This window comes from Paenibacillus sp. GYB006 (assembly GCF_036577645.1).
Taxonomy (GTDB): domain Bacteria; phylum Bacillota; class Bacilli; order Paenibacillales; family Paenibacillaceae; genus Paenibacillus.
Window position 1 is genome coordinate 254,869 of record NZ_JARBDA010000002.1, and the last position, 26,425, is coordinate 281,293.

24 protein-coding genes are annotated in these 26,425 nt (G+C 41.7%); 23 read left to right on the forward strand and 1 reads right to left on the reverse strand.

Annotation, left to right across the window (positions count from 1 at the left end):
- Window positions 1-17: 17 nt before the first annotated feature.
- The 11 genes from PV403_RS06640 to PV403_RS06690 all read left to right on the forward strand — a co-directional run bounded on the left by PV403_RS06640 (window position 18) and on the right by PV403_RS06690 (window position 13,036).
- On the forward strand, window positions 18-995 hold the full coding sequence (locus PV403_RS06640; protein ID WP_213531315.1) for an ABC transporter permease: 978 nt from the start codon (window positions 18-20) through the stop codon (window positions 993-995).
- Window positions 996-1,044: 49 nt separating this feature from the next.
- The gene (locus PV403_RS06645; RefSeq protein ID WP_213531317.1) at window positions 1,045-1,917 is read left to right on the forward strand and encodes a carbohydrate ABC transporter permease; all 873 of its coding nucleotides are present in this window, start codon (window positions 1,045-1,047) and stop codon (window positions 1,915-1,917) included.
- Between the two features lie 36 nt (window positions 1,918-1,953).
- A complete protein-coding gene (locus PV403_RS06650; RefSeq protein WP_213531319.1) occupies window positions 1,954-3,066 on the forward strand; it encodes a hypothetical protein in 1,113 nt (370 codons plus the stop codon).
- 122 nt (window positions 3,067-3,188) lie between these two features.
- Window positions 3,189-3,536: a hypothetical protein gene (locus tag PV403_RS06655; protein WP_332083943.1), complete on the forward strand. Its 348-nt coding sequence runs from the start codon at window positions 3,189-3,191 to the stop codon at window positions 3,534-3,536.
- 68 nt (window positions 3,537-3,604) lie between these two features.
- Window positions 3,605-4,054, forward strand: coding sequence for a hypothetical protein (locus PV403_RS06660; RefSeq protein ID WP_332083944.1), 450 nt, complete (start codon window positions 3,605-3,607; stop codon window positions 4,052-4,054).
- A gap of 165 nt (window positions 4,055-4,219) precedes the next feature.
- Window positions 4,220-4,720: a tetratricopeptide repeat protein gene (locus PV403_RS06665; RefSeq protein ID WP_332083945.1), complete on the forward strand. Its 501-nt coding sequence runs from the start codon at window positions 4,220-4,222 to the stop codon at window positions 4,718-4,720.
- Between the two features lie 516 nt (window positions 4,721-5,236).
- Entirely contained in the window at window positions 5,237-9,211 is a 3,975-nt protein-coding gene (locus PV403_RS06670; protein WP_332083946.1) for a S8 family serine peptidase, read from the forward strand.
- Between the two features lie 95 nt (window positions 9,212-9,306).
- The gene (locus PV403_RS06675; protein ID WP_332083947.1) at window positions 9,307-10,542 is read left to right on the forward strand and encodes an S-layer homology domain-containing protein; all 1,236 of its coding nucleotides are present in this window, start codon (window positions 9,307-9,309) and stop codon (window positions 10,540-10,542) included.
- Window positions 10,543-10,654: 112 nt separating this feature from the next.
- Window positions 10,655-11,695, forward strand: coding sequence for a serine hydrolase domain-containing protein (locus PV403_RS06680; protein ID WP_332083948.1), 1,041 nt, complete (start codon window positions 10,655-10,657; stop codon window positions 11,693-11,695).
- A 126-nt stretch (window positions 11,696-11,821) separates the two neighbouring features.
- On the forward strand, window positions 11,822-12,091 hold the full coding sequence (locus PV403_RS06685) for an HPr family phosphocarrier protein (protein WP_213531333.1): 270 nt from the start codon (window positions 11,822-11,824) through the stop codon (window positions 12,089-12,091).
- A 132-nt stretch (window positions 12,092-12,223) separates the two neighbouring features.
- The gene (locus PV403_RS06690) at window positions 12,224-13,036 is read left to right on the forward strand and encodes a class I SAM-dependent methyltransferase (protein WP_332083949.1); all 813 of its coding nucleotides are present in this window, start codon (window positions 12,224-12,226) and stop codon (window positions 13,034-13,036) included.
- 146 nt (window positions 13,037-13,182) lie between these two features.
- Here the strand turns inward: PV403_RS06690 and PV403_RS06695 are convergent, their stop codons facing one another.
- A complete protein-coding gene (locus tag PV403_RS06695; protein WP_213531336.1) occupies window positions 13,183-14,124 on the reverse strand; it encodes an urea transporter in 942 nt (313 codons plus the stop codon).
- A gap of 249 nt (window positions 14,125-14,373) precedes the next feature.
- Between PV403_RS06695 and PV403_RS06700 the strand changes: the two genes are divergently transcribed.
- The 12 genes from PV403_RS06700 to PV403_RS06755 all read left to right on the forward strand — a co-directional run bounded on the left by PV403_RS06700 (window position 14,374) and on the right by PV403_RS06755 (window position 26,063).
- A complete protein-coding gene (locus tag PV403_RS06700; protein WP_332083950.1) occupies window positions 14,374-14,676 on the forward strand; it encodes an urease subunit gamma in 303 nt (100 codons plus the stop codon).
- A 26-nt stretch (window positions 14,677-14,702) separates the two neighbouring features.
- Window positions 14,703-15,023, forward strand: a complete 321-nt coding sequence (locus PV403_RS06705) for an urease subunit beta (RefSeq protein ID WP_213531340.1) — start codon at window positions 14,703-14,705, stop codon at window positions 15,021-15,023.
- Entirely contained in the window at window positions 15,023-16,735 is a 1,713-nt protein-coding gene (gene ureC, locus PV403_RS06710; protein WP_332083951.1) for an urease subunit alpha, read from the forward strand. Before PV403_RS06705 ends, ureC begins: the two co-directional genes overlap by 1 nt.
- Window positions 16,736-16,747: 12 nt before the next feature.
- On the forward strand, window positions 16,748-17,203 hold the full coding sequence (ureE, locus tag PV403_RS06715) for an urease accessory protein UreE (RefSeq protein WP_213531343.1): 456 nt from the start codon (window positions 16,748-16,750) through the stop codon (window positions 17,201-17,203).
- The gene (locus PV403_RS06720) at window positions 17,196-17,882 is read left to right on the forward strand and encodes an urease accessory protein UreF (RefSeq protein WP_332083952.1); all 687 of its coding nucleotides are present in this window, start codon (window positions 17,196-17,198) and stop codon (window positions 17,880-17,882) included. The genes ureE and PV403_RS06720 overlap by 8 nt, the downstream gene beginning before the upstream one ends.
- A gap of 29 nt (window positions 17,883-17,911) precedes the next feature.
- Window positions 17,912-18,523: an urease accessory protein UreG gene (gene ureG / locus PV403_RS06725; RefSeq protein ID WP_213531345.1), complete on the forward strand. Its 612-nt coding sequence runs from the start codon at window positions 17,912-17,914 to the stop codon at window positions 18,521-18,523.
- 1 nt (window position 18,524) lies between these two features.
- A complete protein-coding gene (locus PV403_RS06730; RefSeq protein ID WP_332083954.1) occupies window positions 18,525-19,349 on the forward strand; it encodes an urease accessory protein UreD in 825 nt (274 codons plus the stop codon).
- A 147-nt stretch (window positions 19,350-19,496) separates the two neighbouring features.
- Window positions 19,497-20,042: a PadR family transcriptional regulator gene (locus PV403_RS06735; protein WP_332083955.1), complete on the forward strand. Its 546-nt coding sequence runs from the start codon at window positions 19,497-19,499 to the stop codon at window positions 20,040-20,042.
- A 328-nt stretch (window positions 20,043-20,370) separates the two neighbouring features.
- Entirely contained in the window at window positions 20,371-22,107 is a 1,737-nt protein-coding gene (gene treC, locus PV403_RS06740; protein ID WP_332083956.1) for an alpha,alpha-phosphotrehalase, read from the forward strand.
- A 15-nt stretch (window positions 22,108-22,122) separates the two neighbouring features.
- Window positions 22,123-24,138, forward strand: coding sequence for a PTS system trehalose-specific EIIBC component (treP, locus tag PV403_RS06745; RefSeq protein ID WP_332083957.1), 2,016 nt, complete (start codon window positions 22,123-22,125; stop codon window positions 24,136-24,138).
- A 69-nt stretch (window positions 24,139-24,207) separates the two neighbouring features.
- Window positions 24,208-24,936 carry a trehalose operon repressor gene (gene treR, locus PV403_RS06750; RefSeq protein ID WP_332083958.1) on the forward strand — a complete coding sequence of 243 codons (729 nt, stop codon included), beginning with the start codon at window positions 24,208-24,210 and terminating at the stop codon, window positions 24,934-24,936.
- 275 nt (window positions 24,937-25,211) lie between these two features.
- Window positions 25,212-26,063 (forward strand): serine/threonine protein kinase, encoded by an 852-nt coding sequence (locus PV403_RS06755; RefSeq protein WP_332083959.1) that lies wholly within the window; start codon window positions 25,212-25,214, stop codon window positions 26,061-26,063.
- The last annotated feature ends 362 nt before the right edge of the window (window positions 26,064-26,425 follow it).

The window sequence follows — 26,425 nt, forward strand, 5'->3', positions numbered from 1 at the left end:
AAGAAAGGAGAAGTGGGATGAAGACAGAGACCAACCTAGAGTCTGGAGCTGTTGCAAAACGTCTTCCGAGTTTACACGGAGGTACGGTGAGAAAACGGAAATGGAAAAATTTCATCCGCAACTGGCAGTTATATGTACTTATTTCTTTACCGCTGATCTTCTTTTTATTATTTAAGTATGGTCCCATCTATGGGATTACCATCGCATTCAAAGATTACAACTTGTTCACTGGGATTGCAGGCAGTGAATGGATCGGTTTAGATACGTTTCGTGAAATATTTGCAAATCGGGAGTTTTATGTTGCACTGCGCAATACGCTTATGCTGAATTTTCTCGATCTGCTCGTATCTTTTCCTGCACCGATCATTTTGGCGATCATGCTGAATGAATTGACGTCTGCAAAAATCAGAAAAGTATCTCAGACGGTATTGTATCTGCCGCATTTTATTTCCTGGGTTATCATCGGTGGTGTGTTCTATCAGGTATTTGCTACAAATTCAGGTATTGTCAATGAATTGCTCGGACGAATAGGAATAGGATCTATTCCATTTTTGTCCGACCCTGCCTATTGGGTAGTAACCTATCTATTAACGGGGGTATGGCAAAGTGCAGGCTGGGGAACGATCATATATCTTGCTGCGATCGTGGGCATCAACAAAGAATTATATGAAGCAGCCAAGATAGATGGAGCTGGCAGGTTCGCTGCTATTCGTCATATTACTTTGCCGGGCATACGAACAACTATGGTGACCTTACTCATATTAAATTTAGGGCAGATGGTACAGATCGGGTTCGAACGTCCTTATATCATGGGCAATGTGATGGTTAAAGATGTTTCGGAAGTACTCAGTACGTTCACCTATACCATAGGCCTGCAATCGGGACAATTCTCTTTCGCTACGGGAGTAGGTCTTTTTCAAGGCTTGGTAGGACTCTTATTTATTCTCGGAGCTAATAAGTTAGCGAAACGTTTGACAGGTAACGGCATTATCTAAGCTGGATAGCTCCTTTTAAGGAATTGAGGACATGAAAGGAAGATAGATCATGAGTTTGCTTTTCAAGGATCGGCTGTTCAGAGGCGTCAACACGGTATTGATTATCCTATTCTCGCTCATGTGTCTGGCGCCGTTCCTGCACGTGCTCGCCGTATCGCTGAGTTCTAATAATTCAATTTTGTCAGGAAAAGTGATGCTCTGGCCGGTGGAATGGAACTGGGAAGCACATAAAAGAGTAATCGGCGATATAAGTATGTTAAGATCCCTTATTTTTACTATCGGACTTACGGTGCTTTACACGATACTGTGCATGGCAATGACCATTGCTGCAGCATATCCGCTTACTAAATCCCAGTTGCAGGGTCGAAAGATGATGATGTACCTTATCGTATTTACGATGTTTTTTAGCGGGGGGATTATTCCAGAATACATCCTCATTAAGGAGCTGCATTTGGTTAATTCGATGTGGTCCCTCATTTTGCCTCATTTAATTAATCCTTTTAACTTGATCATAATGATCAGCTTCTTGCGAGCAATACCGAAAAGTTTGGAAGAAGCAGCGGAAATTGATGGATGCAGTCATTTTGGTGTCATGTTTCGTATTGTTTTACCTCTATCTATGCCGGTTATTGCTGCACTAAGTCTTTTTTATGCGGTTAGTCGTTGGAACGGGTTTATGGATAGCTTGTTTTACATCACAGATCCAAATATGTATCCTCTGCAGCTGAAGCTATATCAGCTCGTAATGAACAATATGGCCAATGATACGACGCAGATGGAGGGAATTCGCATGGTAGAGGTTTTGCCGGAAAGTCTGAAGGCTGCCAGTATCATATTTACGACGGTTCCAATCTTACTCGTGTATCCGTGGCTGCAGCGTTACTTTGTGACGGGTGTCATGCTGGGCGCCGTGAAGGAGTAGGGACGGGATTATTAATCTAAGAAATGGGGACTGAGGATGAATCAGAAATGGGGATTAGGTAAAAGGGTGTTGGCAAGCGCTATCGTAGTGGGAACTTTACTTACAGGACCAATAGTAGAAAAACCGGTTAGTAAGGCGGAAGCATCGGTAGCTCTCAGCTTAAATGCACAGGAACAAGCTGAACTTGCAAGTTTTTGGTCACCCATTTTGTATCAGGATGTAGGCTCTGCTCCTCAGGAGGATATTCCGGTCCCCGTAAATTTTGACGGTGACTGGTCGGCACTAAACAGCTGGAATAACATCGGGAAATATGCAAAAGGCAGCAGCCTTCCCCTGAATCCAGCCACATATTGGTCTGTAGTTGAGAGTGAGACACACTATTTTATCAGCTATAACTTATTCTACGCAGCACATAATCCGCAAGGGACAATAGGTGATCATGAGAATGATATGGAAGGAATGATGTTTACCATTCGGAAGCCTGGAACAGCTAAAGAAAATGGCAGTGTCGTAACGAACCCCAAGGGGGAGCTTGAACTAGCACTCATGCCGCGGCACGCTAAGCTTGGAATGTACTCTCCTGCAACAGGGGGAGGTTATACTCCGGGTCTCAGTACCGTTTATTATGATGGAACATTTACAACGGAAACGAATGCAACAGGTACACATGTACTTGTATACAGTGCTCAAAATGACGAGAAATACACAGAATCAGACGGCGATTTCGGGCATGCGCTCAAACCTTACAGTGGAAATGGAGCCAAAGGGAAGACGGGTTACGTATTCGAGTGGGGCGGGAATGGTGTTTCAAACACCAATATGAATGCGGCTGGTCAGGATATTTGGACACAAAAGTTAGGAAATTTCGATAACACAAAACGGTTGTATAGTTCTCTAATTCCTCTTGAAACATCCCTATGGCCATTACGTAATGATTTCACACTTGATCTGTGGAGCAGTTATGGCACCTTCAGAGGAGATGAAGGTCGTGCAAATGCAGCTAATACCCCTTGGGGATGGAGTTTTGAAGGTTACCGTGATCTAGGTGGAGGCCGTATGCTTTATGATCCAGCTGGATTTGTAGATGCATTATTCGATGGTTTGGGTTCGTTCTCACATACCTATATTACGAATGCATATGAATCATAAAAGTGGAATGTGAGAATTTCATAAAGGTAAATGTCTTACAGACTGGATAAATGTCTGTAAGGCATTTTTTTGTCTTTATAACCTGATACAATAGGGATATGAGAAATGAAATGAGGGATACCATGAATATTGAAATAAACAAGGATCTAATTGAAGATGAACGTGGTAATTTATACCGCGCCGTTCAGCTAGAAGGGAATACACTTATCGTAGTCAATGCGTTTGTAGAAGCCTCTTTCCGAGAGGTACTGAATTTTAACAAAAGCAAGAATGAACAGCTTGCGGCTTACGAAGGAGAGTATGTCGGAAAACAAGCAATGGATATCGTAAGACATGATTATGTTTATGCCCTCAAAGAGATGGATGGCAGACTGTATACATTGCAGGATGTAGAGAAGGTATATGACGTGAACTTTATTAAGATGATTGAATTCTTTAGACCCAAAGGTATGAATCCTCATAACGATTGAGATAAGGGGGAAGCGTATATGGAACTCTATTTCAGGATCGCTTTTTTAGTTCAGGGACATCTGAAATTATGGATGCTTCAGGCAGTGAACTGGGCCACATCGATTTGAAAAGTGCCTTCGGGTCTTCGCTGGATATCTATGATTCTTCGCGTAACCTGATCTATTCAGCTAAATTTAGAGTGTTCTCTAATAAATGGAATGTACTTGACCCGCAAGGAGAGACGATCGGTATCGTTCGATCTAGAATGAGTTTTCTAGAGAAGAAGTTTGAATATCAAGCAGGATCGAGAGGAATATTTACGATTACCTCACCCGCATTCTCTAGAGATTTTACCATCGTGGATGAGCAAGGAGAGGTGGTAGCAGGATTTGAGAAAGTCTCTGGTTTTTTCAGCTCAGGAGCCTATCGCCTGCATAATAACTCCTCCGAAATAGACAGCTATGAACTGATTGCCGTGATTATGGGGGTTCATTCCATTCGTAAAAGACAGAGTCAGGCGGCAAATTCAGCGCCCTAAAATGAACCTGATATAAAAAGAAAGGGACACAAATAGGTGTCTCTTTTTCTTGTTGAGCTTTCAGCTGGGACTAAATGATTCTAAATTAAACATTACTTCAGAAGTAGATGGTTTAGCTGATAATATAATAGGAAAGCGATAGAAGAGAGTAGGAGAAGAGAATCTATGGATTGTTTAACACAGGCAGTTCAGTTAAGAGAGAGTGGACAAAACGAAATGGCACTTGAGGAACTACTTACGCTTGAAGAACTTTTACGTGAAGGGAAACTTCTGATCGATTCTGCACAGTTACATTATCAGCTTGCCTGGACGTACGATACATTAGGGCTCGAAAAGGAAGCAGTGCCTTACTATGAAGCTGCTCTTTCAGGCGAACTATCCAAGGAAGACAGAGCGGGAGCATTGCTTGGACTAGGCAGTACATATCGAACACTTGGCCAGTATGAGACAGCGGAGAAGATTTTTGAGACCGCCTTATTTGAGTTTCCAGAGAGACGGGAATTCCAGGTTTTTATGGCGATGGTTCAGTATAATCTCAAAGAACATAAGCGAGCGATGAAATTGCTCTTGCAGGAAATTGCCGAACATTCGGCTAATGCCGGTATACAGAAATACAAACGAGCGATTACTTTTTATGCAGATAAATTGGATGAACGCTGGGACTAACAAATACAACGTAGGATTGTCGAATAAGCTCCTCAAAGGGAGATACATAGTGTAATAAAATGGTCTGAAACCTCGTGTCAGTATACTGTGGTTCAGGCCTTTTTATCTATTAAAGAGAGAGGTAGTTCTCTTGGTACGGATTGTTTACTCTGTAATGGAAAAAGAAGTGTAAACGATGTGCAAGACACTAGGTCTAGCTTAATCGGGATCAGTGATCAAGGGGGTAGCTCTAAATTCCTATCTTTTAAAATACGAGGAAAAATAATGACTTATGAAGACAAAATAACAACAGAATATACATATTTCAACCATTGGATGATTAATCGTGTGTAATGTTATCTGACCTATACTAGAACCAATTGATAGATTTCTACATCAATATGACTATATTTTTATAGAAAAAACATGAAAATGATAAGAAATCTATCATTAAAAAGGTAGAACAGGGAATTCTACAAAGTTTTTACCTCTGTTACATTAAAATAGTTTTGAAAGAATTGAACAAGGAGGAATACCATGCAGTCTAAGCCTATATTGCGTAAAGTGATGTCGCTCTCCGTCGTTTCTGCCCTTTTTATATCCGCTCTTTTTCCTGCTATCGTCTCTGGTGCTGAAGCTAGAAAATTTCATTCCGAGGCGTTTCAAGTCGATTCAAGCAAATTATCTTCGGTCACATCTAAAACACTGAATGTAGGTAAGAAAAAAGAAGCCATGAAAAACAGGAATGGTGGTACAAAAACAAACTCATCTATTCAGAAAGTGGACTCTCTAGATTCTGCTAACATCGATAAAAAGAGTAAAGAGGTAACGCCTCAAAACTACGTTCCTGCTTCTGATAGTACGGATCTTATCAGTGTAATTGTCGAACTAACCGAAAACCCGGTGGTTGTAGAAGAGGCGAATCGTGAACAAGGAGTAAGTAAATCAGGAGTAAACCAGCGAAGCATCATTAAGAGACAGCAGTCCACATTTGCTGCTGCAGCTGCGAAACTGAATGCAAAACTCAAAACAAATTACACAGATGTATTCAATGGTTACGCGCTTGAGATCACTGCAGATCAAGTGGATTCTTTACTGGGTCTTCCTGGTGTGAAGGCAATTTATCCCGATGCAGAAATGAAAGCAACACCAGTGAGCAGTGTAACGCCGAATATGGATGACAGTGCTCCTTTTATCGGTTCGGATACGTTCTGGGATACCGGTTATGATGGTTCTGGAATTAAAGTAGGTGTCTTGGATACGGGAATAGACTATGACCATCCGAGTTTGAAAGATGCCTACAAAGGTGGTTATGACTTTATCGATAATGATAACGATCCATATGAAACGCGGCCTGATCCAAACGATCCCGAAGCAGCAACGGAACATGGTACACATGTGGCGGGAACGATAGCCGGACGCGGAAACCCGCTTGAGCCAGATGGCAGTACAGGGTGGGTACGCGGCGTTGCCTATGGTGCTGATCTCTATGCATATCGTGTGCTTGGACCAGGCGGATCTGGTGCCACATCAGGAGTGATCGCTGCGATTGAGCGTTCCGTACAAGATGAACTCGATGTTATTAATCTCTCACTAGGCAGTGCGATTAACAATGAGTATGATCCTTCTTCCGTTGCTCTTAATAATGCAGCTCTTGCAGGAGTTGTAGCGGTCGTTGCGAATGGTAATGACGGTCCAGATGGTTATACGCTCGGTTCACCAGGATCAGCAGAGATTCCTATTTCTGTAGGAGCTTCTACACCGCCTCTTAACGTTCCAACAATTGAGGCAGACGGTCTGATTAAAACTTTCGGCAGTTTGATGACTTTCTCGCCTGATCTATCATCCCTTCAAGATAAGCCCATAGAAGTTGTTGCTGCGGGGCTTGGAAGAATGGAGGATTTTGCAGGTAAAGATTTGACAGGTAAAGTGGCTCTCATTCAGAGAGGAACCATCTCTTTCACCGAAAAATCACGAAATGCACAGGCGGCAGGAGCAGCAGTGGCTGTTATTTATAACAACGCACCTGGTAATTTTGGGGGTACTTTAGGTGAGCCAGGAGAATATATTCCTACTTTAAGTATCTCTTTAGAGGATGGTACGGCACTTAAAACCAAAATAGATGCAAATCCAGGTTACATAATCAATTTTGGTGTGGAAATGAAGCAGGATTTGATGGGCGACTTCAGTTCAAGAGGACCTGGCCTTCCTAAATACGGCATTAAGCCGGATATTTCGGCTCCAGGGGTAGGTATTCGTTCTTCCGTTCCAGCATATGGCGGAGATTATACGGATGCATATGCGGATCTGCAAGGTACAAGTATGGCTGCGCCGCATATTGCGGGAGCTGCAGCACTTTTACTTGATAAAGATTCATCCCTGAACCCTTATGAGATCAAGGGACTGATGACGAATAATGCGCTCAAGATTAGCGATCTAAAAGGAAATCGTTATACCCATAATGAACAAGGTGCAGGGCGTATTGATTTAACGAGTAGTCTGAAAGCCAAAGCAGTAGCTCTTGTGGAAGAAGCAACGACGGCGGTAGAATCGGGCACCGCTACACCGTATGAAACAGGTCTGCTTTCTTACGGAATTCTCTCAGGGGGACAAACTGCAACGAAGACCATTAAGGTCAGCGATATTGTGTCTGAGAGTTCGGCTTATACCATTACAACCGAGTGGTATGGAACTGCTCCAGGTACGCTTACGGCAAGCGAGTCTTCTGTAGAAGTTTCTGCAGGAGGAGATACGGAATTTACGGTAAGCCTTACGATGAATGCAGACATACCTAATGGAAATTATGATGGAGAAGTGATTTTGACCGAAACTTCGGGTCATCAGCTCAAGATTCCTGTATATGTATATGTCGGTGAACCGAAGAAGATTGATATCGTATCTGATCTTGAACTTATACCTCAGTTTTTCTCTCCGAATGGAGATGGCATCGCCGATACAGCGGATGTTTATTTCTCGGTAAATGTGGCGAATAACTATTTCTCACTTGATGTATTTGATGCTTATACAGGGGATTGGATTGGGGTTGTCGCTGAGGTTCTAACGGGTCTAAAACCAGGAGATTATAACTTAACAGGTTGGGATGGCATCGTATCAAATTATAAAACGGAGTTTGCGCTTGATTCAGATGTTTACGTTCTAGCTCCTTATGTAGGCATTGATGACAAGAGATTAGAAATTGTAAGGGATGCTTTGTATGATTTTGTTATCGATAAAGAAGCCCCTGTCAGTTCTCTTCATGATCCTGCGATTCAAGTGAAAGATAACACGGGGGTAATTACAGGGCAAATAGAAGATGACCTCGTAGTTGAACTGCTTGAAAATTATTCGGGTATTGCCGTGGATGCGGTATACGAAGTAGACGGCGAAATGGAATATGTTCCCGGTATGATCGACTCAGACGGAAAGTTTACCATCGAAGTACCCGTAACAAAAGGGGAAAACCAATATCAAATCTACGTATATGATTTTGTTGGTAATGGTTTCTTGGAGCCTGCTCATGTAGTGAAATATAATTCAGATGGCGAAGAAGAGCCGGAAGAGCCAGGAGAGCCAGTACCAGGCGCCATCTCACTTTCGGCAAACCTCTCTAAAAAGCAAGTATCTGTCAATGAAACGTTCCATGTAGACATTGATTTTACCGACACAAAAGATCTTTATACCGCTCAGTTCAGCTTAACATACGATAAAGATCTTGTGAAAGGGTCGGTAACACCAAGCGTGGCGCTTGCTACTTATCAAGAAGAAATGAACCCAGGAGTGTCACCGATTATTAAAGAGGAAACAGTAGATCTTGGTAACGGAAAAGCAAAAACGGACTACGTCATTTCTCTTGCCGGGATCCCGGATGGATATACGGGTAAAGGAGCACTTGCCTCCTTTCATTTTGCAAGTCCAGAAACAGGAGACTTTACGTTCTCTCTGTCCAATGTGCGAGTCTTAAATAGTGAGTCAGAAGATATCACCCTTGGGAAAGTTTCGAGTGGTACGGTTAAAGTGACGCAGGTTCCAACCCCTGATCCGGATCAATTCAAGATCACAGGCAGTATTGATGCAGAGGCTTTCCAAGATGTGAATTACAGTGATACTTGGTACCAAGGAGCGGACGGTGTTCACAAAGTAGTCGTGGAAGCACTGAATGCAAGTGGACAAGTAGCGGGTTCAGGTGTTGTAACTGCGGATGGTACGTATACCATCGAAGTTCCAAAAGGAGCCTACACCGTGCGTGTGGTTGTACCAGGTCATATCTCTGAATCGGGTTCAGTCACCGTAGATGGCAATGAATCCGTGAACTTTGGACCACTTACGGCAGGGGATCTGAATCAGGATGGTCATGTAAATCTCGTTGATCTGCAGCTTGCAGCTAAAGTATTTGGCGCTGTAAAGGGAGCAAGCTGGCCGAATGCAAAAACTTCAGCCGCTGATTTAAATCGTGATAATAGCGTTGATCTACTGGATATATCCTACATTATTAACAATTATGAAATCGAGTAATGAAGTAGACTTGCCAGGGTAGGTTTAACTGAAGAGAGGATGGGAATTGACGTCCTCTCTTCCTACATATTGAAGACGACAGGAGATGCGGGAGAATGAAACTATTGAAGACAAAGAACAAATGGATCGCTTTCACAGCTGCATTGGGGATAATGTTCTGCGTTATTCCAGCGGGTTCACTGTCAGCAGCTTCAGAGGTAAAGAATACGAATAAGGTCGCAGGTGATAATCTGCCAATTGTTCGTCTGGTACCTTCGGAATATCAGGCTAAGGTGGGGGATACGATAGAGGTTGCTATATGGCTGCAAGGATTTACAGGTGACTACAGCCATGTTCAAGGGTACGAAATTCATATGGATTATGACGCAGCACTTCTAGCACCAGATTCAGGTACTAAGAAACTATCTCCGCAGGTCTTCAAGAAAACAAGCAATCCGATGAGTCTTGTTAATAAAATTGATCCCGGCGGGAGCGTTCAGATCTCAGAAGCGATTACTTCGCAGGATGCTAAACTTTTTACCGGATATGGAAAAGTAGGAACGATTTCATTTCATGCATTAAAAGCAGGGACGGTCACATTAAAACAAGCGAAGTCTATTATTATTCAGCCGAACAACCCAGGTCTAAACATGAAACACCAAATAAGTGAGCCAACGATTACGATTCGTGAGAGCGGTACAGCACCGGATAAAGTGAGCGAAAAGACACAAACCGTAGGGGACTTACCTGTAAAAAAAATAAGTCAGCCTACCTCTGCCCAAACACTTGCAGGCTTTAAAGATCAAGGAGCAATAACGAAACTAAAGTGGGCACAGGATTCGATTATCAAGCTTGCGTCAAGCGAGGTTCTGCAAGGCACAAATGAAGGCAATTTTGAACCGCTTCGAGATATGACAAGAGCTGAATTTGCCAAATCAGCTGTAGTGGCACTCGGGCTGGATATGAAACAGCAGACAACTCCTACTTTTTCAGATGTCAAAACCTCAGACTGGTACTATGACTATGTGGAAACGGCAGGAGCATATGGGCTGATTCAAGGTAGAGAAGATAAACAAGGGGAGCTCCATTTTCATCCAAATGCACCGATTACAAGAGCAGAGCTTGCTGCTATTTTAGCCAGACAATTAAAGAATAGTGGTAAAGGAATGACGAGTGACAATAAGAATCCATTCACTGATATTCCGTCCCATTGGGCAAAAGAAGACATCATTTATCTACATGGAAACAAGCTGATTCAAGGCAAGACAGCAACCGCGTTTAAACCAGGGGAAAAGGCCAGCCGTGCCGAAGTAAGTGTACTGCTTGAACGTGTTATACAAACCGTAAAATAAGAGAAAAAACCGTTTCATTCCTGACAAGGAGCGAAACGGTTTTGTTTTGTAACCTAGCAATTTCCATGTTACCATAGTAAAGAATAGACATATGACTTGGAGGGTTTCGCTAGTGAATTATTCATCTTCTGGATTCGATCCTATCTATCATTTTATAGAGCAAAATGTAATCAATAAGAAATGGCCTTCCGCTGTATTTGGCATTACGAATCGCGATGAGATTCTGGATCTTCGCTCCTATGGCACTTATGAAGATGGAAGAGAAATTAACAGTAAGACGATATTTCCTGTATTCTCTATAACAAAGCCGATGATTGGACTTGCCATTATGCAACTCTGGGAGAAAGGCTTGCTTCATCCAGGACAATTAGTAAGCAAAATTCTACCGGATTTTGCGGAACACGGGAAAGATAAGCTTGCGTTATGGCATCTGCTTACTCATACAGGTGGACTTGATCAACGTTATTTGATGGAATGTGCTCAGGGCAAACATGCTCCTGATGGCTTACTCCATCCTCATCTATATAAAGCACTTGCGGAGAGTCACTTAGAATCTGCTCTCGGGCAGAAAGTCAGCTATAACAATGCGGCATTTACGGTACTCGCTGAGATTATAGAACGGATAAGCGGCATGACGTATGAAGAATATCTACACAGGCATATTTTTGAACCGCTTGGAATGAGAGATACCGATTTTGGCGGGGTTCATCAGGATCAATCGAGAATAGCACCTATAGCGGGAGCGGAAGCGATGGCAAGTCATATGGATTCATTTGTAGCGGCTAAAATTCCATTTGGTGGTCTATTCAGCACAGCAGACGACCTGCTGCTTTTCGCTAAATCCATGTTAAGACAAACGGAAACCCAAGAAGGCAGTTTCTTAATTAAGCCTGCGACTTTTAAACAAATGATCACACCTCAAACGCTGCATATCGAAGAGGTCGATTCCGATTATGGTTTCGTATGGAAGACTCCAGTCCGCCATAAAGGATTTATAGAGCGTGAAATTTATGGTCATAATGGAATGGGTGGATGTATGGTTTGGATGTATCCAAAACAAGATGTTGCTTTTGTACTGATGACAGCTGCATTAGGCAAGCCGGTTGACAATATACACGTCCATAATGTATTCACTTCCAGTTTACAAGGTTAATGCGGATGACCTTTACACGAATTGGACAAAAAGCGACATTTACCATTTCTTGAATTTGAATTAGAATAGATTTACGAAAACATGTGAGCAATAACTTAAAGTAGATTCGAAAAGGAAGTGGCGAATGTGAGAGTTCATGAATTCACAGTTCATTCGAATATTGATCGGTTTGAATTAATTCAAATCTCGAACTTGGCTTCCCGATTTATATCTCAGATTGTTCTCTCCTATGTAGATAAAGATGAGCACGAACATATCATAGATGTGAAAAGCTTGCTCGGAATGATTTTTCAACCGATTATACCTGGAACCCGTCTTCGCCTGTCCGCAAAAGGAAAAGATGAACTGGAAGCACTCGAAGCCATGCTAGAACAGTTCAGCAAAATACAATCATAAGTGAAAATAGGAACCTTGAGTTCACATTCTGTTGTATACAGAAGGATCTCAAGGTTTTTTTCTATCTTTTTATATAAAAAGCAATTAATTTCCATTACAATAAGGGATAACTTATAGAAAGAAGGAATGAATATGAACCATATATCACGTAACCGGGCATCGATGCCGACAGGGACTTCCGTTATTGTTAATCAGCGATCGCTTGAAGCATCAAACCGGAGACTTGCAGCACTCCTGCAGTCGGGCATGTCTGTACTTGATGTAGGCTGTGCCAGCGGTGCTATTACAAGGGGGATTGCGGAAAGGGTAGGAACAGATGGGAAGGTCACCGGAATCGATGTAAGCGAACGTTTGATACAAGAAGCAAAAGAACATTCAGATTACCTAACGAATCTTGAATTTGAAGTGGCTGATATTTACAATCTGCCTTATGAAAATACATATGATGTGATTACGGCCGCGCGTGTCCTGCAGTGGCTGTCGGAACCACAGAAAGCATTAGAGCAAATGGTCGATGCTGTGAAACCAGGCGGTACGCTGCTTGTTCTGGATTATAATCATGAAAAAATAGAATGGTCTCCCGCACCGCCGGATGCCTTTTTACACTTTTATTCCGCGTTTCTGAAGTGGAGACAGGACAGCGGTATGTCAAATGAAATCGCAGATCAGCTGGTTTCCCGTTTTGAAGAAGCAGGACTTGAGCATGTAATAGAGTATGAACAGCATGAAAAAACATCAAGAGGAGATCTTGATTTTGAGAACAGAATCGCAATTTGGGCCGAAGTAGCAGAAAGTCGCGGAAAACAACTGGTATCTGATGGTTATCTTACGGAAGAGGAACGGGTTGAGGCTGCCGTTTCTTATCGCACTTGGGCTGCGCAAAATGCGACGGGAATGAAGATGTATTTGCTTGCCATCCAAGGTAAGAAACCTGAGCAGAGGTAACAGAAGAGAAGGTATGAGAGGGATACAAGAACAAAAAATCCCCTCAGGTAGCAGAAGAGAGATGAGTCTTGATGGGATCTCTCTTTTTGCTGTTAATCTCCTAAGGGGATAGATTGATGTCCTTCTAAGCCGCGATTACCCGATTACTAAATGTTAGGAAGTGCTTTTCTTGCGGCAAGAAATAGCCAAGTGGATAGAACAAAAGGCATTGTCAGAGTTGGAAGGCCGTACGGCATCATCCAAGTGGTTACACTTGCGGTAACAGGTACGGATACAATAGCCGCAATAATACCGGTTATGGGTGCGAAGCGGCTTTTTGCATCAAAAACAACCCCAACTGCTAACATCGTTAATACAGCATTAAATCCATAAAGTCCTGAATTGAGCATAGAGACTTCTGCCCCTAAAAAGTAGGCGGTTAACATGGCAACAACGGAACCAAGGACAGCATAAAGTCCAAGTTTCCACCCAGCCCAAAATATCCCAATTAAAATCAAAATTCCTGACCAGAAGGTGTCTTGGAAGAAAACTTGTCCAACACCGGAGACCGTTCCCTCTATCCAATTCATCGTACCCTCGAAATGGAGATCCAGATGAGACAGATCCTGAGGAGTAAGGTTAGGATTCAACCGGAACACACCAAGGCGATAGGACGCAAGCAGTAGAAACCAAGTCATAATAATGTAAGGAAACGTAAGTGCAGGTACGTTCAGATGCTCCATTAATTGCATGATCGCGACAGTGAATAGAGCGGCCACGACAGCTCCAGCCATCGCAATAACAAAACGAATGCCGCCTTGTAGATTGAGAGAGATGGCTATGCCGGCTAACACGGAGTTATATCCAAGCAGTCCCTGGTTTATGAGCGTTCGATTCGCTCCTCCGAGTCTTCCAATCAACACAGCAATGAGAGAAGATAGTAAGGCAATGATACCAAGCGATACGGAAGAAAACATAATTGCAATGGTAATAAGGAGTCCTGTAAATGCATTTTCAATAAATATAACTTGGGATACTCCTTTGAAAACGGCAGAAATTAGCGGAGAAATCGTTTCCTTATAAACTGACTTCTGAATATCTAAATGCATTGTAGTCTCCTTTTTAACCTTTGTTATGTGAGTAGCTGGGAAAGGGTTGTGAAAAATTTGACATATCGTGTCGAATTTCGTGTATAATAAGTATATGCAATTTGTGGTATATATAAATTATGATATAGTAAGTATACTAGGTTAGCAATCTTAATCTCGAATAAGAGTGGTATATTCTCTTTGATAGGTCCTAACCCACAGGTTTTTCGACAATTTTTAAAAATAATGATGGATTTTGGAGGCTGAACTATGCACTTATTGCCGCGTGAGATTGACAAACTATTAATTGTGGTGGCTGCTGATCTTGCCAAACGTAGAAAAGAAAGAGGACTCAAATTAAATCATCCGGAAGCCATCGCTTATATCACTTATGAAGTGCTCGAAGGTGCACGTGATGGAAAAACAGTTGCTGAACTGATGGAATTCGGAGCAACGATTTTAACACGTGAAGATGTGATGGAAGGAATTCCAGAGATGATTCACGATATTCAAGTGGAAGCTACTTTCCCTGATGGAACAAAATTGGTAACAATACACAGTCCAATTCGCTAGTACGAATTGATAGGAGGAATACAGAAATGATACCGGGACAAATTTTCCTGAAAGAAGAAGAGATTATCTGTAACGCTGATAAAACACCTTCTAAAATCAAAGTGAAAAATACAGGAGACCGTCCTGTTCAAGTTGGATCTCATTTTCATTTTTACGAAGTAAATGGTGCACTTGAGTTTAATCGTGAAGAAGGTTTTGGCATGCATCTGAACATTCCAGCAGGTGCGGCGGTTCGTTTTGAACCAGGGGACGAAAAAATAGTTGAAGTGGTTCCTTATGGCGGAGAACGCCGTGTGTATGGGTTTAATAATAAAACGGATGGATCCGTGGAAGGTGGAGTTAAATAATGAGTTTTCGTATGCCAAGAACTCAGTATTCTCAAATGTATGGACCAACAACAGGGGATTCAATACGTTTGGCGGATACAGATTTAATTATTCAGATTGAAAAAGATTATACATCGTATGGTGATGAAGTCGTATTTGGCGGCGGTAAAGTCATCCGTGATGGAATGGGTCAGCATCCGCTCGTAACACGTGGAGAAGGAATACCTGACGTTGTTATTACCAATGCAATTATTTTGGATTACACTGGTATTTATAAAGCAGATATCGGAATCAGAGATGGAAAAATTTCCGGAATCGGGAATGCAGGGAATCCATTAGTTATGGATAATGTGGACATCGTGATCGGAGCTTCTACCGAGATTATTGCCGGAGAAGGAATGATTGTGACGGCTGGGGGAATCGATACGCATGTTCACTTTATTAACCCTGCACAGATCGAAACTGCTTTATCATCTGGTCTGACTACACTGATTGGCGGAGGTACGGGACCAGCTGCAGGTTCAAAAGCTACGACAGTTACTCCAGGGGAATGGAACATGCATCGTATGCTGGAAGCAGCGGAAGGCATGCCTATCAATGTAGGTTTCACGGGTAAAGGACAAGCTGCTGCGGAAGAGCCTCTAGCAGAACAAGTACGTGCCGGGGCGATTGGTCTGAAAGTACATGAAGACTGGGGTGCTACGGCATCGGCTCTTGATAATGCACTGACGGTAGCAGATAAATATGATGTCCAAGTGGCAGTTCATGCGGATACCTTAAATGAAGGTGGCTTCATGGAAAATACGATGGCTGCCATTAAAGACCGCGTTATTCATATGTATCATACGGAAGGTGCAGGCGGAGGACATGCTCCCGATTTGATTAAGTCGGCCAGTTACATGAATGTTCTTCCATCATCTACGAATCCAACCTTACCTTATACAGTCAATACAATTGACGAACATCTAGATATGCTTATGGTATGTCACCATTTGAATCCATCGATCCCTGAGGATCTTGCTTTTGCAGATTCCCGGATTCGCCGTGAAACCATTGCTGCTGAAGATATCCTGCAAGACATGGGCGTGTTCAGTATGGTCAGCTCCGATGCTCAAGCTATGGGCCGTATTGGCGAAGTTATCCTTCGTACATGGCAGACGGCTGACAAAATGAAAAAACAACGTGGTTCTTTGCAAGGCGACAGCGCAATGTCGGATAATAACCGTGCAAAACGATTTGTTGCTAAATATACCATTAACCCAGCGATTACTCATGGGATCTCAGAATATGTAGGTTCTATTGAAGTAGGGAAAATGGCCGACCTTGTTATTTGGTCTCCAGCCTTCTTCGGTGTAAAACCGGAAATGATCATCAAAAATGGTATGGTTGTTCAGAGCTTGATGGGTGACGCGAATGCTTCGATCCCTACACCGCAGCCGGTCATTTATCGTCCGATGTATGCACAGTATGGAAAAGCACTTTCCAGCACATCTGCAACCTTTATCTCACAATCCGCTTACGACCTGAAGGTTCACGAGAAATTAGGATTGGAAAAAATCATTCTTCCTGTACACGGCATTCGCAATCTAACAAAGAAAGATATGAAATTAAATTCCGAAACGCCAGAGATTACGGTTGACCCGCAAACGTACGAGGTAAGAGTTAATGGAGAATTAATTACATGTGAACCTGTTGATCGCGTGTCTATGGGTCAGCGCTATTTCTTATTCTGAGGTGAGAGAACATTGATTATTGAAAAAGTCGTAACAAATATAGAAAACCTATCTAAAGAAGAAATAGAGAAACACCATATTGAAAAGGTGTATCTTGAAAGTTCTGATCTAGTAAAACGAATCCAACGTGTCAAAACAGACCATGGTAAAGAAATTGGTATTCGCCTGAAAGAACAGCGTGATCTGATCGCCGGAGATATTCTGTATATGGATGATAAAGACATCATTATGATTGATGTCACTTCCGATGATCTCATCGTCATTCGTCCGCGCAGCCTTAATGAAATGGGGACCATTGCCCATCAATTAGGAAATCGCCATCTTCCAGCCCAATTTGAAGGTGATGAAATGCTTGTTCAGTATGATTATCTTGTTGAAGAATTATTGAATCAACTGGAAATCCCTTATGAGCGGGAAGAAAGAAAAGTGAAACAAGCATTCCGCCATATCGGCCACAGTCATGGATAAGAACACGCTTTCCTTATTTCAACTGTGTGATTCCAATTTTCCAACAGGGGCTTTCAGTCATTCCTATGGTCTGGAGAGCTATATTCAGGAAGATCTTGTGTATAATGAGCAAACTTTCTCTGAATGGTTACATGTGTACTTATATGAACAGCTTGTCCATACGGATGGACTTGCTTCTCGTATGGTGTATGAAGCTTTAGAGGAAGAGAACTTGGAAGCTGTGTGGAAAATGGATCGGCTGCTATCTGTACAAAACTTACCGCGTGAGACAAGAGAAGGCACGAAAAAGATGGGCGATCGTATGTTAAATCTTGTTGGATCCATGTATGAAGTACCGGTTCTTAAGCAGTATCGGGAGCAGATCAAGACGAAGAAATGCTTCGGACACCCTGCCATCGTCTTTACGATGATTGGGCATCATCTCGGTGTTTCCAAATCAACAACCATTTTATATTATTTGTATTCGATTCTATCAAGTCTTGTTCAAAATGCTGTGCGTGCGATTCCTTTGGGTCAGACGGCTGGCCAAAAAGTCATACAGCAATTTCAAGGAGATTTGATAAAAGCAACGGAGAAAATTATGGTAATGGATGAACATGATTTTGGAATTATTTCACCAGGACTTGAGTTATCACAAATGAAGCATGAACGTGTAAATATTCGTATTTTTATGTCATAAATCTAATCAAAGAAAGAAGTGTTTATATAATGGAACCAATTAAAATTGGAGTTGGCGGACCTGTTGGGGCAGGTAAAACGATGCTTGTTGAGAAATTGACTCGTCATCTGGAAGGCGAAATCAGTATGGCGGTCGTAACAAACGACATCTATACCAAGGAAGATGCTAAATTTTTGATGCAAAATGGAGTTCTTCCAGCAGATCGTATCATCGGTGTTGAAACAGGTGGATGTCCGCATACGGCGATCCGAGAAGATGCTTCTATGAACTTCGCTGCGATCGATGAACTGAAAGAAAAACATCCTGATGTTGAGCTTATTTTCGTAGAAAGCGGTGGCGATAATCTAGCTGCGACATTCAGCCCTGAGCTAGTTGATTTCTCCATCTACATCATCGACGTAGCACAAGGTGAAAAAATTCCGCGTAAAGGCGGACAAGGGATGATTAAATCTGATTTGTTTATTATTAACAAAACCGATTTGGCACCTTATGTGGGCGCAAGCCTTGAAGTTATGGAATCTGATACTAAGGTTTTCCGTGGCAACAAACCATTTGTATTTACGAACCTGAAGGATAACAAAGGACTTGATGATGTCATTGACTGGATTAAAAATAATGCATTCTTAAAGGGATTAGAATAGAATGGAAGACTGGACAGGGATTCTGCGATTAGATGCGGAAGAAAGACACGGAAAAACTGTCGCAAAAAATGTGTATTTCCAAGGTGCTTTCAAAGTAATGCGTCCGATTTACCATGATCATTCGGGACAGCCATGCTATTACATTCTGAACCCAGGCGGCGGATTCCTAGACGGTGACCGCTATCAGATGAAAGTATCGCTGGCGGAAAAAGCCCGGATGACTCTAACTACCCAATCGGCTACTAAAATATACAAAACTCCGAATAAACCTGCCTATCAGGAGACAGAATTCACGCTTAAAAAGGGCAGCTATCTTGAATATATTACGGATCCGCTTATTGGTTATCAGGATGCTAAATATGTTCAAAAAACAGTAGTGCGAATGGAGAAAGGTTCTACTTTTCTCTATTCAGATATCATTACTTCGGGGTGGTCTCCAGAAGGAACTAAGTTTAGTTATGATCTGCTTCAATTAATGACTGAGATCTATATTGACGATGAACTCGCTGTATATGATCATATTAAATTGAATCCTTCTTCACAGAATATTGCTTCTCTTGGTTACATGGAAGGATATACGCATCTTGGTTCCATGATGTTGATCGGAGAACAAGCGGACAATGAACTTTTGGACCGGCTATATCATGCAATACACGAAGATACAAAAGAATACAATATTGGATTGTCGTTATTGCCAGTCACAGGGATCTTGATTCGTATCTTAGCTAATTCAACACAGACGATAGAAAGAATTCAAACCGAGTGTCATCGTGTAATTAGCCAAGAGCTTTTTAACAGCTCACCTTCATTTTTAAGAAAATACTAATACTCACAAAACCCTGCAATCATAAATGGTTGCGGGGTTTTTTAATGAAAAACAGGTTAGAATAGAATGTAGTTCAGGATAAAGTTCAAGATAAAGTGAGGTCAAGGATTTTTAAAAAAAACTCAATTAATATAAGGAATGAGGCATATGAATACTCTTGGTTATGCAATTCTGAGCGTATTAAGTAAAAGACCTAGCTCAGGTTATGAATTGGCTTCTTGTCTGGATTTGTTATGGCCAGCGAAACACAGCCAGATTTATCCTCTTCTCACCAAAATGGAACAGAAGGGTTTCCTGTCCTATGAATATATCGAACAAATCGGGAAGCCAAACAAAAAAATATATTCGATAACTGAAAAAGGAAGAATAACCTTAGAATCTTGGATCAAGGAACCGGCCAGCAATCAAATTATTCGAGATGATTTTTTGATTAAAGTATATGCAATTTGGCTTAAGGATGAGGAAAGTGCTAAAAAATTGATCGAAGATCGATTGGTAAAATTAAACCAACAAGTATCTTTGCAAGTGAAAGAAATAGAAGAAATAAATCAAGAACAGATCAAGACCACATCGAAGAAATTCGGTAAATATATTCTTCTCCGCAGAAGTCATTTTTTAAATAAAGAAGAAGTTTCGTGGTGTCACTGGGTGCTCAGTTTATTTAAGGGATCTAATCTTAGTAAGCTACAATGAGGATTATTCAGTAGGGATGCGCTTTATAAAATAATGCATCAGAATCTCACACTTATTACTTAATTCCGTGAATTTCAATCATGGACTAAAAACAACAAAAATTTCTATTTAGAGAAGAAAAAAATCAGCTCAAGTATAAGTAACCTGTTGATAAGAGAAGACTGCGGTCAGATTCTTTTACGTCAGGAATGCTTTACTTGGGCTTTTAGTGTTTAAATTTAGTGTATCGTTTAAAAGTGTATTGACAACATGTATATACAGGTTTATTATGAAACCATAACAACCTGTATATACAAGTTTAAATGAAAAATAAGGAGGAGTTATTCAAGTGAACATACTAAATAAGAACGCTTCTTCTGAATGGTGGAAGACCGGGGCCATTTATCAGGTCTATCCGAAGAGCTTTTGTGATACTACCGGTAAGGGAACAGGAGATATTCAAGGTTTAATTAAGAAGCTAGATTATATCAAAGGTCTTGGAATTGATATGGTTTGGCTGCAACCTGTATATGTATCGCCGCAAAATGATAACGGTTACGATGTGGCAGATTATTATAGTATTGATCCTGCTTTCGGCACAATGGAAGATATGGACGAGTTAATTCACGAAATGAAAAAAAGAGATATGCATCTCATGATCGATATCGTTGTTAATCATTCCTCAACGGAACATCAGTGGTTTAAGGAAGCACGTTCCTCACGTGATAATCCTTACCGAGATTATTATATTTGGAAAGACCCAGCGCCAAATGGTGGACCACCTAACAACTGGCAATCAAAGTTTGGCGGACCTGCATGGCAATATGATGAAGGGACAAAGCAGTATTACTTGACTCTATTTGACAAGACGCAGGCGGACCTAAACTGGGAGAATGAAAGAGTAAGACAGGAAGTCATCGACATATTGACGTTCTGGGCTGAGAAGGGAGTAAGCGGTTTCAGAATGGATGTCATTAATCTGATATCCAAAGACCAACGCTTCCCTGATGACGATGGTTCTGTGGCTCCGGGAGATGGACGCAAATTTTATACAGATGGTCCACGAGTACACGAGTACATTAAGGAACTGAATGAGAAGGTATTTAGACCTTATAATATTGTAACGGTCGGAGAGATGTCTTCGACAACACTCGAACAGTGTATTCGATATTCGAATCCAGAAGAGAATGAGTTCTCGATGACATTTAATTTTCATCATTTGAAAGTTGATTATCCGAATGGTCAGAAATGGGAACTGAAGCCGTACGACTTTGAAGAATTAAAAAGTGTACTGTCGCATTGGCAGATCGGTATGCAGCAAGGCGGCGGATGGAATGCTTTATTCTGGAATAACCATGATCAGCCGCGGGCTCTTACCCGGTTTACGAATGATGGTGAATACCGGAACGAGAGCGCTAAAATGTTAGCGACAACTCTCCATGGTATGCAGGGTACACCGTACATTTATCAGGGAGAAGAGATTGGTATGCCAGATCCGGTATGGAATGACATGTCGGAATTCCGGGATATTGAATCACTTAATATGTATCAAATTCTAATGGATCGCGGTAAAACGCCGGAGGAAGCATCCCATATTGTTAAAGTTCGATCTCGTGATAACTCGCGGATTCCGATGTTATGGGATGACAGCGATCAGGCAGGATTCACGAGCGGAACGCCTTGGATTAAGATCGATGAGCGATATAAAGAAATCAATGCGAAACAGCAAGTGGAAGATCCCAATTCTATCTATCATCATTACCGCAAGCTAATTCAGCTTCGTAAAGAAGTTAAGGTGATTACAGACGGCACGTTTACTCGTCTTGACAATACTCATCCTGAAGTTTTTGCTTACGCAAGAATGAATGAAGAAGAGACACTGGTTGTGATTTCGAATTTTAGTGACAAGACGGTTCAATTTGAATTGCCGGAAACGTTTGTAGAGAAGCATCTGATGGAAAAGGATGCAACACTCCTCCTGTCAAATACAGCAGGCGATAAGAAGCTGACATCAAGTGTTGAATTATCACCTTATGCATCCCATATGTGGTTAATTTCAAATGCTGGAGATTCTACTAATAAATAAGGGAGAACAAACGCTATGTCTAAAATAGATCAAAAACAGGTTGAACGAATCGTTCAAGCTGTGGGTGGTAAAGAGAATATTGAAGCAGCTACCCACTGTGTGACTAGACTTCGCTTTGCGCTCGCAGATGAGAGCAAAGTAGATGCACAAGCTTTGGAAGAGAATGCCCTAGTCAAAGGGCACTTCTCTTCACAAGGTCAGTTCCAAGTGATCATCGGTCCTGGTCTCGTAGATCAGGTCTATGATGAAATGATGAAACTAACGGGCGGGTCCAGAGCATCAAAAGATGATGTGAAGACACTTGCTAGTAAGAAACAAAATCCGCTCCAGCGTGCAATTAAAATGCTCGCGGATATTTTTATCCCGATCCTTCCAGCGATCGTTATGGCAGGTTTGCTTCTCGGGTTAAACAATATATTGGCTGGTCCTGATATTTTTTATGAAGGACAATCTCTCATTGAAGTGTATCCTCAGTGGGCAGACGTAGCTTCGATCATTAACCTAATCGCAAGTACAGCTTTCTCATTCCTGCCTGTACTGATTGGTTGGTCAGCCGTTAAACAATTTGGCGGAAGTCCGCTACTAGGTATTGTTTTGGGCCTCATTTTGGTAAATCCAGAACTATTAAGTGCCTACAATTATGCAAATGCAACACTTGAAGGGACCGTTCCGGTATGGAACCTATTTGGATTTGAAGTAGAGAAAATTGGATACCAGGGTCAAGTTCTTCCTGTTCTTGTCTCTGCCTACATCTTGGCTAAAATTGAAGGATTCCTTAATAAAAGAGTACGCGATTCGATTAAGCTGCTCGTCGTAGCGCCTGTAGCTCTTCTAGTAACCGGATTCCTGGCATTTACAGTCGTTGGTCCTGTTACATTTTCTATCGGAAATCTGATTACTAATGGTCTGGTTGGTATTTTTGATTCTTTCTCTGCACTTGGCGGATTAATCTATGGCGGTTTGTATGCATTGCTAGTTATTACGGGGTTCCATCACACATTTTTGGCTGTAGATATTCAGCTGATTGGAAGTCAAGGAGGAACCTTCCTATGGCCGATGCTTGCTCTATCTAATATTGCTCAAGGGGCAGCTGCTCTGGCGATGATGTTTATTCTTAAAGATCAAAAAGCAAAAGGACTTGCTGCAACTTCATCGGTATCCGCTTTTCTTGGTGTAACGGAACCTGCAATCTTCGGCGTTAACATTCGCTATCGTTACCCATTTATTTTCGGTATGATCGGTTCTGGTATTGCCGGAGTACTGCTGGCCATGAATAATGTATTGGCTTCTTCGATCGGAGTAGGCGGTATTCCTGGATTCCTTTCGATCTTCCCTAATCAATGGGGTATCTTTTTCCTTGGTATGTTAATCGTTATTGTCGTTTCTTTTACGGGTACGTTGCTGTATGGAAAACTGCGTATGTCGAGGGTACAGACGAAGTCTGAAAACGAACCATCTGGTGTGGTTGTGAATAATGAGCAGGCCGCAGCAGATGAAGCTATGGATGTTCGCGCTGAAAATAATATGGATGTTGAACAGAATGCTGTAAACTCCAATACACAAAAAAGAAGCGAAATGACCATTGCTGCTCCACTCAGCGGTAAGGTAGTTCCGTTATCTGAAGTACCTGACCCTGCATTTGCACAGAAACAGATGGGCGATGGGGTTGCCATTATTCCGGCGGAAGGTAAGGTTTACGCTCCATTTAAAGGAACGGTAGAACATGTGACTAAGACGAAACACGCGATGATTCTAAGTGATACGGAAGGGTTCCAAGTGTTAATCCATGTGGGAATTGATACCGTCTCACTTAAAGGAAATGGATTTACTACACATGTCGAATCAGGTATGAGTGTGAGTGAGGGACAGTTATTACTTGAGTTTGATAAAGAAGCGATCGAAAAAGCTGGGTTGCCTGTTATTACACCGATTATTATTCCGGATGGACAGGAGCCGTCTCCAAAAATTGAAGAATTAGCAAGCGGTATTATTGAATTGTCCGCTCCGCTCCTCAAGGTAACTTTTGACTAAAGTAAGTAATGCGTCATCTGAGTTGTAATCATTTTCATAAAAACGTGATACAATACGATTGGTGATATGATGATGAATAATATTTTTGTAACTCTGTATAAAGATTTCGCGGAAAAGATCGACTCAGGAATTCTTGCACCAGGCAGTAAGCTGCCATCTGAACATGAACTGGCACAACATTATGAAATCACGCGAGAAACGGTGCGCAAAGGCTTAAACTTACTTGCTCAGAATGGTTACATCCATAAAGTTAAAGGAAAAGGCTCATTCGTTCTCGAAAGAGATCGTTATAATTTTCCTGTGAGCGGGCTGGTCAGTTATAAAGAAATGTCAGAACGAATGGGTAAGCTGAGTAATACCCTTGTGTATGTTACGGAATGTATCGAGGCTGGAGAGTTTATTTCGAAGCAACTTCAGGTATCTGCGGATACAAAAGTATGGAGGGTCGTTCGAGCCAGGGAAATAGACGGTGAACGAATTATACTGGATATTGATTTCTTACGGGCTTCGATTGTACCTCATCTGTCTAAGGATATTACAGGACAGTCCATATATGAGTATCTGGAAAAAGAACTGAATCTGAAAATCAGCTATGCTAAAAAAGTGATTTCGGTTGAACGTGCCACAAGCATGGACCACGAGTATATGGATATTGGTGAAGATACACATGTCGTAGTCGTTCGCGGCTATGTTCATCTTGAAGATACTACGTTGTTTCAATATTCAGAATCCAGGCATCGTTTGGATAAATTTCAATTTGTTGATTTTGCAAGAAGAGAAAACACGCTATCATTCTAAAAAAGCCAGCACGCATTTCTTAGATTGAACTGTACCCCCAGTTGTTAGATTGTTTCTAACAATCGGGGTGCAGTTCAGATCAGGTTTGCGTGCCGGCTTTTTTTAAAGTTTGAGAACCTACTTATGACTTTCTTTTCGAGTGTTTTTTCAGAATTAAATTCGTTAATAACCCTGAAATCAAAGGGATAAGGTCAAGGATAGATTTACAAACATGCTATAATGATGGATAAGAAAATCTCTTTAAGAGAACCAGGTGACCTAGAGGAGGTTAGTTGTTGCGTCTTTATTCAACCATTCATTCTTTCATCTCTGCTTGGCGTGACGATCCTCGTGAGAAAGGAGTCTGCTTAGGACAACGTTACGAAGTGCAAGAGGTTCTTGGTGAAGGAAGTTACGGGATTACATATAAGTGTCTAGATGGTACGACAGGTAAAGAAGTAGCCGTGAAACAAGCAAGACCTAGCAAAGGTGATTACGCAGTGAAACTTCTCAATCAGGAAGCAGAGATCATTAGTGCCCTTCAGCATCCGGATATTCCCGCTTTTATCGATTTGTTTCAAGAGAAGGGAAGAAGTTATCTTGTCATGTCCTACATGGAAGGGGATACGCTGGAAGATCTGATCTTTGGACAGGGAATAAAGTATGATGAAAAACAAACGATTCTCATCACACTTCAGCTGCTTCATCTCATCGAATACGTTCATAATCAAGGTTACGTCCATCTTGATCTGCGAATTCCTAATGTGCTTTTTCATGATGGAAGATTAACGCTGATTGATTTTGGTCTGGCACGTAAAATAGGAGCAGCTCCATTGCTGCCTAAATCTTCTTTTTTTATGAAGCTTTCCGCTCAGAGTAGAAGCAATACTGGAAAGGTAGCGAGCGAACAAGCAGATCTGTATGATATCGGTCACTTTATGTTATTTATGCTGTATTCTACGTATGAGGTGCCGGTGAGGGAAACGGAGATGAATCTTCATACTCCTCATAAGGAGCAGAGCTGGCAGGAGGAACTTCGTCTTAGTTCAGAGGTGAAACTTATTATTGAGCGGCTTCTTGGGATTAAGCAGCCGTTTCATTGTTCTGATGAACTGAAAACAGCGTTAACAGCAATAATTTCCACATAAAAAAATCCCTCTAATATAGAGGGAGTAAGATTTCTAGCTTGAACTGTATTTTCTACTCTTATAATAACCATGTCCTTGTTTTCCATGTTTGTATTGATGATCGGAGGACGATCCGCGGTATCTAGGTGCGCGGTGAGAGCTACTGTACCGTCTAGAATATTTCTTTGCTGAGCTGCTATAGTACCTTTTCCCTTTACTGCGGTCAGTAGATCGAAGAAATTTGTCAATAAGCTTCCTTAACATATGTGAGCACCCTTTCGTTACCACTTTTTAATCATTACCCAATCTATACGCTGAAAAAAACGATAGCGTTTCATATTTTATTATGACCCTTACTTTTCCCATTCTTAGGTTTTTCATCT